7 protein-coding genes are annotated in these 7,433 nt (G+C 54.4%); 1 reads left to right on the top strand and 6 read right to left on the bottom strand.

From position 1 onward, the window contains the following. Window positions 1-6: 6 nt before the first annotated feature. From rsmB to gmk, 6 genes are all read right to left on the bottom strand, one after another. The gene (rsmB, locus tag FG166_RS06610; RefSeq protein WP_003683836.1) at window positions 7-1,353 is read right to left on the bottom strand and encodes a 16S rRNA (cytosine(967)-C(5))-methyltransferase RsmB; all 1,347 of its coding nucleotides are present in this window, start codon (window positions 1,351-1,353) and stop codon (window positions 7-9) included. Continuing rightward, complete coding sequence (fmt, locus tag FG166_RS06615) at window positions 1,346-2,296, bottom strand: methionyl-tRNA formyltransferase (RefSeq protein ID WP_003683834.1); 951 nt, start codon at window positions 2,294-2,296, stop codon at window positions 1,346-1,348. The genes rsmB and fmt overlap by 8 nt, the downstream gene beginning before the upstream one ends. Before the next feature lie 22 nt (window positions 2,297-2,318). After that, window positions 2,319-4,736 (bottom strand): primosomal protein N', encoded by a 2,418-nt coding sequence (gene priA, locus FG166_RS06620; protein WP_003683832.1) that lies wholly within the window; start codon window positions 4,734-4,736, stop codon window positions 2,319-2,321. Further along, on the bottom strand, window positions 4,708-5,937 hold the full coding sequence (gene coaBC, locus FG166_RS06625) for a bifunctional phosphopantothenoylcysteine decarboxylase/phosphopantothenate--cysteine ligase CoaBC (RefSeq protein WP_035431165.1): 1,230 nt from the start codon (window positions 5,935-5,937) through the stop codon (window positions 4,708-4,710). Before coaBC ends, priA begins: the two co-directional genes overlap by 29 nt. Window positions 5,938-6,007: 70 nt before the next feature. Next, window positions 6,008-6,292 carry a DNA-directed RNA polymerase subunit omega gene (rpoZ, locus tag FG166_RS06630; protein ID WP_003683829.1) on the bottom strand — a complete coding sequence of 95 codons (285 nt, stop codon included), beginning with the start codon at window positions 6,290-6,292 and terminating at the stop codon, window positions 6,008-6,010. Next, a complete protein-coding gene (gene gmk, locus FG166_RS06635; protein WP_003683827.1) occupies window positions 6,289-6,909 on the bottom strand; it encodes a guanylate kinase in 621 nt (206 codons plus the stop codon). Before gmk ends, rpoZ begins: the two co-directional genes overlap by 4 nt. A 192-nt stretch (window positions 6,910-7,101) precedes the next feature. Here gmk and FG166_RS06640 point away from each other — a divergent pair, with 192 nt between their 5' ends. Beyond that, window positions 7,102-7,419, top strand: a complete 318-nt coding sequence (locus FG166_RS06640) for a hypothetical protein (RefSeq protein WP_014562535.1) — start codon at window positions 7,102-7,104, stop codon at window positions 7,417-7,419. Window positions 7,420-7,433 lie beyond the last annotated feature (14 nt).

Below are 7,433 nucleotides of genomic sequence, written 5' to 3' on the forward strand. Positions count from 1 at the left end.
CCCCTTCTACTGAACTCGTTGAAGGTTACTAATAAAGAAACCATCAGAGCCGTAGTCACTCGGCAACAGGGTGAGCGTCTGGGCTTGGCGGTTGTCCTCCAACATACGTGCGGTGGTGGTTTTTTGTAACCGGAAGTTGGGGTGGTGCTTTAAAAATTCGGCCACCGTCTCGTCATTTTCCTGACGAAGGATCGTGCACGTACTATAGGTAATTATACCGCCCTTTTTGACTTTTGTGGCCACCGAATCCAAAATTGCCCCCTGAATTTGGTGGAGACGTTGGCTGTCGCCCAGTTGCTTATCGTAGCGAATCTCCGGTTTCCGCCGTAAAAGTCCCATCCCCGAACACGGTGCATCAACCAAGATCTGATCAAAGAACTGATCGGCAAATTCCTGGCCAACCTGGCGAGCGTCGAGTTGGCGGGCGAAGACCCGGTTGTCAACCCCCATCCGTTGCGCGTTCTTTTCGATTAAGCCCACCTTATGCCGGTGGATGTCTAAGGCGTAGACCTCCCCGTCAGTTAAGGCCTCCGCAATTTGAACGGTTTTACCCCCCGGAGCGGCACAGGCGTCCAAGACCCGTTCGTGACCGGTCAGGTGCATGCTTTCCACGGCTAACATGGCGGATTCGTCTTGAATCGTTACCACCCCGTTTTTAAAGGCCGCCGTTTTTAACACCGCCCCCTTAGTAACCACTAAGCCATTTTGGGCGACCTCAGATGGTTTGGTTTCCACCCCCGCTGACCTTAGCAGTGCTTGGGCTTCTTCGACCGTGGCCTTGGCCCGGTTAACCCGTAGGCTGATCCGTGCCGGTTCGTTAATTACCTTAGCAAGCGCCTCCGTTTGGGCCAGCCCATACTGAGCGACCAATTCGTCAACCAGCCAGTCCGGCAGGGAGGCTTGGATGGCCAACCGCTGCTTGGGGTCCTCAATTTTTTCAACGTCGGCCACTCCGTTCCTCAGAATTGCGTGCAAAACCCCGGTCACAAAGCGACGAACCCCAGGGTTCCCCCGCCGCTTAGCAATTTCGATCGCCTCATCGGTAGCGGCAAAGTTGGGTACCCGATCCAGGTACTGGTACTGAAAGAGGGTCATTAACAAAAGGGTTTTGACCCAAGGGCGCACCTTTTTGCCGGCGATAAAGGGGGAAAGCCAGTAGTCTAAGGTCCGTTGGTGCTGTAGAGTTCCGTACACTAAGGCTGTTACTAGGCGGCGATCAGCGCCCGATAATTGCCCGCTTTCTAAGGCCTGGTTCAACTGGAGATTTGAATAGGCCCCCGACGTGCGGACCTTATCTAGCGTCGCCAGGGCGATGGCCCGGGCCCCCGTTAATTGTGCTTGTTTCTTAGTCATTGTTAATCGCTTGTACTCCCGGCTTTAAATTTTGGTGGCCGTTTAAGTAATCCGTAATGTCCATCTTGGGCTTTCCGGCTGGCTTAAGGCTGTTAATCTGGTAAGTCGTCCCCGCTCCGGCCGCTATAATCAGGGCGTGTTTTTCCACCCGCACCACCTGGCCCGGTTGCAGATCAGTCGTTTCCGTTAGCGGGGTCACGTCGTAAACCTTAGTTCGTAGGCCATCAATCACCATGTTACCAACCGGGGCTGGGCGCAACCCCCGAACGAGGTCATCAATTCGGTCGGCCGGGAGCGTGAAATCAATCGTTTCTTGTTCGCGGGTGATGTTTGGTGAAAAGACAACCTGGCTTTCGTCTTGTTTGACCGGGGTGATATCGCCGGCGAGCAACTTAGGCAGGGTATCTAACAAAAGGTCGCGCCCCAGTAGTGATAGCTTTTCAAACATCGTCCCGGTATCGTCTTGCTTGGTAATTGGTAAACTAGCCTGGCTGATGATATCGCCGGCGTCCATCTTCTTAACCATGTACATGATTGTGACCCCGGTCTCGGCGTCCCCGTTCATCACGGCGTATTGAATTGGCGCCCCACCCCGGTACTTAGGTAACAAGGAACCGTGAACGTTAATGGCCGCAACCTTAGCGGCGGCGAGTAGCTTGTCCGGCAAGAATTGACCAAAGGCCGCCGTGATAATCAGGTCCGGTGCTAGTTCAATCACCCGGTCCATTTCGGGGCTGTGATTAATTTTTTCGGGGGTCAAAACCTCAATTCCGTTTTCAAGGGCTAGTTCCTTAACCGGAGTGGCCCGTAATTCGCGCTTGCGTCCCACCCGACGATCAGGTTGGGAAACAACGGCTAGTACTTGGTAGTCTTCGCTATCGATGAGGGCCTTCAAAATTGGGACCGCAAACTGGGGGGTCCCCATAAAAACAATTGATTTCATTGGCGTGGTTTCCTTTCTACATCTACAAGAAGTACTGGGGATCCGGGTCAATCATCACCTGGGTCTCCCGGTCAAACTGTTGCTGGGCCCCTTCCATGATCGCGGTTAAGCGGGCATGGAGGGCCGGATCGTGACGGTACTTGATCACAATTTGGTAATAGTAACGGTTTTTCAAGCGGGCAATTGCCCGGGGGGTGGGGCCTAAAATGATCGTTTGCGAATCCAACTGCCCCACCAACTCCTGGCGAACCGCTTGCATCACCCGGGCGGCCATCTGCTCATCGGGGTGGCTGCCCATCACCCGGACCGTGTAATAATACGGCGGGTAGGCGCCGAGTTTGCGCAGGTTCATCTCCTGGACGAAGAAGCGCTCGTAATCGTGGGCCCGCGCCAGTTGGATCACGTAATTATCCGGGTTGAAGGTTTGAATCACCACTTGGCCGGCCTCATCGGCACGTCCGGCCCGCCCGGCCACCTGCGCTAGGAGGTCAAAGGTGCGCTCAGAGGACCGAAAATCGGGTAAATCCAGCCCCGTGTCGGCGTTTAAGACCCCCACCAGGGTCACCCCCGGGAAATCTAACCCCTTGGCGATCATTTGGGTCCCCAATAGGATGTCGGCCTCGTGGTTACCAAACTTAGTTAGTAATTTCTCGTGCATCCCCTTTCGGCGGGTAGTATCAACGTCCATCCGGATGATCCGAGCGGTCGGCAGGTAGGTTTGCAATTCGGCTACCGCCTTTTCGGTACCGGTCCCGTAGTAGCGGATTCGGTGGCCCTGGCAGTTCGGACAGGTGTTGGGGATCCGCTCCTCGTGACCGCAATAGTGACACTTTAGGCTCCGGCTATCCATGTGCAGGGTCAACGAGATATCGCAGTTGGGACACTTAGGAACGTAACCGCAGTCCCTACACATCACAAAGGAGGAAAAGCCCCGCCGGTTAAGCATTAGGATGCTTTGCTGCCCCTTATTAAGCCGGTCGGTCAACAAGTTCAAGAGCGGCAACGAATAATTAGTCTCCCCCCGCGCTTGAACCTCTCTTTTCATATCGACCACTTGGATCGGCGGCAGGGGGCGTTGGTTAACCCGGTGGAGCAAGGTTAAGCGGTGGTATAACCCGGTCGCCGCCCTGGCCCGGCTTTCTAGGCTCGGGGTTGCCGATCCCAAGACGAGCGGGGCGTGATGGTAAGCAGCTCGCCACTTAGCAACGTCGCGGGCGTGATAACGGGGGGCGTCGTCTTGTTTGTAAGACGACTCGTGCTCCTCATCCATAATGATCAAACCAACGTTGTCTAGGGGGGCAAATACCGCTGAGCGCGCCCCCACCACCACTTTCGCCTCGCCACGCTTGATTCGGCGCCATTCGTCATAGCGTTCCCCGTTGGAAAGGCCCGAATGCAGGACCGCGACTTGTTTACCAAAGCGGCCCCGCACCCGGCTGACGATTTGCGGGGTTAGTGAAATTTCTGGCACCAACATCAGGGCGCTGCGCCCGTTAGCTAAGGCCCGTTCAATTGCCCGCAGGTAAACCTCCGTTTTCCCCGAACCCGTCACCCCCTGCAACAGGAAAGTTTCGGCGGTTCGTTGATCGGTGGCCTGGTTAATCCTTTTCACCGCCTGGGCCTGCTCCTGATTTAGGGTCGGCGGGGCAGTTGGTGACGTAGGCAGCGCCCCACTGGGATCGCGGTAAACTTCTGCTTGCCCCTTTTTGAGCCAACCCCGCTTAGCCCCGGTCGTAAAGGTAGCCGCCGAAAGGCCACTCTCTTCTTGGGCTTGCTTGAGTGGCACGGTTTTCCCCGCTAAGCTTTGCAAGTAATCCAATAGATTCCGCTGGGCGTGGGCGTTTTTTAACACCCCTAGTCGCTCCCCTTCGTAATCATCAAAGGACAGCGTTGGGGTAATGGTGGTGATTTGTTTAGCCCGGGCCCGGTCGTGAACCCGATAGTCAATTACCACCTTACCCGCTCGCCGTAGCCTCATCAACTGACTCAGTGCCAGGGGATCAGTTTGAACTTTGGCAAGGTCTAATTCATCCTGATCGGCAAACAGGGCGAGCCTCGTTTGCTCATCAACTTCATCGACCAAGCGAACCAACCGTGTCGTCTGGGCCTTTAAGAGGCTCGGTAACATGGTATAAAAGGCCGTGATTTTAAAGGCGTAGGTTTGATCGGCCAACCAACCCGCTAGTTTCAGTAGCTCGTCATTTAAGACCGGGCTTAGGTCCATCACCCCAGCGAGGTCCTTTAAGTCACCGTCAAATTCACCTGGTTGGTCAACGGCGACCACAAACCCTTGGACCTCCCGGCTTCCCCGCCCAAAGGGGACCATCACTCGCATCCCCGGTTGCACTTGACGCTCGAGGCGTTCGGGCACCCGGTAGGTGTAGGGGCGGTTGGTCTGCATCGTTGGAACATCAACTATGACTTGAACGAGTTCCGCCATTTGTTTTCCCCCCCAATCGTTGACCAATCAGCGCTACCAGTCGCTTTGCCACCGCCGCTTTACTAAGCTTGGGCCAAGTCTGGGGTGTCTGATCGGCCGCCAAAATGGTGACCTGGTTGGTATCGGCCCCAAAGCCACTGCCCACCTTGGTCACGTCATTAGCTACGATCAAATCGGCGTTTTTCTTCTTTAACTCCGCCATGCCGTTTTCGACCAGAGCGGTTGTTTCGGCGGCAAACCCCACCACCAGGCGGTGCCCCTTCTTTTGCCCCATTGTCTTCAAAATATCCGGGGTCTTCACCAGTTTCAGGATCAGCTCCCCATGGGCATCCTTTTTGATCTTTTGGTCACTAACCGCTTCCATGCGAAAGTCGGCCACCGCCGCCGCCATTACGAGGGCGTCCGCCCCTTCAAAAGCCTGATCAACGGCCGCCAACAACTCCTCGGTGGTTTCAACTTGGCGAACAGTGATTCCGGCGTCGTTTGGCAAGTCGACACTCACGCTGCCAACAATCAATTCCACCTGGGCCCCCTGGTTAGCAGCTGCTTTTGCAATCGCAATTCCCATCTTACCGGAGGAACGGTTGCCGATAAAGCGAACCGGATCCAGTGGCTCGCGGGTTCCCCCCGCCGTCACCACCAAGCGCTTACCCGCTAAGGCGTTTCCGGTGGTTAAAAACTCCGCAACCCAAGCGATAATGGTGCTAACCTCGGGCATCCGTCCCATGCCGGTGTAACCCTCCGCCAACATCCCATCGGCGGGTTCCAAGAAGTGAACCCCATCAGCCAGCAGTTGGGTAACGTTTCGTTGCGTAGCTGGGTTTTGCCACATGTGTGAATTCATGGCCGGCACCACCAGACGCGGGGCCTGGGTCGCTAACAGGGCGCTGGTGACCGCATCATCAGCCAGCCCCGCCGCCATCTTAGCAATTACATCCGCACTAGCCGGCACCACCAAGGCCAAGTCGGACCAGTCGGCTAAGTGAACGTGAGGGATTTGCCCCTCTTCGCTCATTTCCCAGAGGTCATCAACGACCGGGTGGTGCGTCAAAGAAGCCAGGGTGGCGGGACCAACAAACTGCTCCGCCGCTTTTGTTTGGGCTACCCGCACCTCGTGACCAGCGCGCTGAAGCTCCCGCACCACGCTTACTGCCTTATAAGCCGCAATGCTTCCCGTTAGGTATACCGCAATCCTTGCCATCCTGTCTTCCTCCTTAAAATAAAAAGCGACCCGGGATCCCCCTGGCCACTTTTCCCGGTTCACCCGGTCATTAATCTTGTAAGTCTTCGTGTTGGTCGGGGTTGATCGTTACCAATCCCGCTTCGATTTCTTCCAGCGCCATCCCAACGGACTTGTTGGAGTCATAGTGGTCCAACAAGAGCGGCTTGTCGCCTTCTAAGCTGACCGTTTCGCCAGCCTTATCCGGGTGGGCCGCCCGCCACTTATCGATCCGGTACTTGTCGATTTCGTGGGCCCGCTTGCTAGCCAACATGATTAGTGAGTAACGGGAGTCAACCCGCTCTAATAGCTTATCAACGGATGGAAATAAGATCATTTCATCGATTCTCCTAACATTTCTAAGTAGTCCGGCATCACGCGCCGCACCCGTAACCGTTCGCTACGGATGATTTCTTTAACTTTTTCAACGGCGTTTGGAACCTCGTCGTTAACCACCGCATAGTCGTAATTTTGCATCATTTCGATCTCACTAAAGGCCTTCTTGATGCGCTTGTTAATTACTTCCATGCTGTCGGTTCCCCGGTGAATTAGACGTTGCTTTAATTCCATTAGATCAGGTGGGGTTAGGAAAATGAAGACGCCATTTGGGCTCTTGGAACGAACTTGCATCGCCCCGTTAACTTCAATTTCCAAAAAGACGTCTTTACCGGCATCTAAGGTATCATTAATCCATTTTAATGGCGTGCCGTAATAATTGTCAACATACTTGGCGTACTCAAGCATTTCGCCGGCCTGGATTTTTTGTTCAAACTCCTCTTTGGAAACAAAGAAGTAGTCCTTGCCATTGACTTCTCCCGGCCGCGGCTTGCGCGTCGTCATTGAAATTGAATACTGAAAGTCGTTTCCCGGTTGGTCAAAGATGGCTTTACGCACCGTTCCCTTACCAACTCCGGATGGTCCCGAAAGGACAATCAACATTCCTCGCTTTGTCATGTTTGCTCTTACCCCTAACCTTTTTTAAAAGTATTGGATATATGATACCACACTTTGCCCACCTGCCGGGGCGTCAATGGCGAATTCTCGCCACCATTTTATAAATACGAACAAATGATCGATTTTACCCTTGCCTTTTTGAACGTCCGTTCGTATAATATAGTCACAAACAAACGTTCGGAGGGAAGCACGATGCAAATTCAAAAGCGTTCTTTAATTAACCGGGGGACCGCCCTTTGGTCTTCTTTATTTGAAACCCCTCAGCAAGCCCAACCAGTGGCACCACGGGTTCTTCCCGTTCAACCCCTCTTTCAGCGGCGGCAATTCCTCGCCCGGGCCATTGAGGAGCACCGGGAGGTCTTCGTTCAACTAATGCCGGTCCACACCGATGGTCAAATCACCAACGTTCGCGGTCACTTATCCCAACTCCGTGTCGGTCAATACGTCATCCAAACCGGTAACCTTTCTTACTTCTTTGAACTCCCCCAGCTTCGCTACATCGCAGGCTAGATTTTTACCTATGG

It is taken from the genome of Limosilactobacillus fermentum (genome assembly GCF_013394085.1).
In the GTDB taxonomy this organism is placed as follows: Bacteria; Bacillota; Bacilli; order Lactobacillales; family Lactobacillaceae; genus Limosilactobacillus; species Limosilactobacillus fermentum.

What these genes read in the sequence shown, in the direction of transcription:
- fmt (WP_003683834.1), bottom strand. Translation starts at nt 2,296, where the DNA reads ATGAAATCAATTGTTTTTATGGGGACCCCCCAGTTTGCGGTCCCAATT.
- gmk (WP_003683827.1), bottom strand. Translation starts at nt 6,909, where the DNA reads ATGACAAAGCGAGGAATGTTGATTGTCCTTTCGGGACCATCCGGAGTT.
- priA (WP_003683832.1), bottom strand. Translation starts at nt 4,736, where the DNA reads ATGGCGGAACTCGTTCAAGTCATAGTTGATGTTCCAACGATGCAGACC.
- rpoZ (WP_003683829.1), bottom strand. Translation starts at nt 6,292, where the DNA reads ATGATCTTATTTCCATCCGTTGATAAGCTATTAGAGCGGGTTGACTCC.
- FG166_RS06640 (WP_014562535.1), top strand. Translation starts at nt 7,102, where the DNA reads ATGCAAATTCAAAAGCGTTCTTTAATTAACCGGGGGACCGCCCTTTGG.
- coaBC (WP_035431165.1), bottom strand. Translation starts at nt 5,937, where the DNA reads ATGGCAAGGATTGCGGTATACCTAACGGGAAGCATTGCGGCTTATAAG.
- rsmB (WP_003683836.1), bottom strand. Translation starts at nt 1,353, where the DNA reads ATGACTAAGAAACAAGCACAATTAACGGGGGCCCGGGCCATCGCCCTG.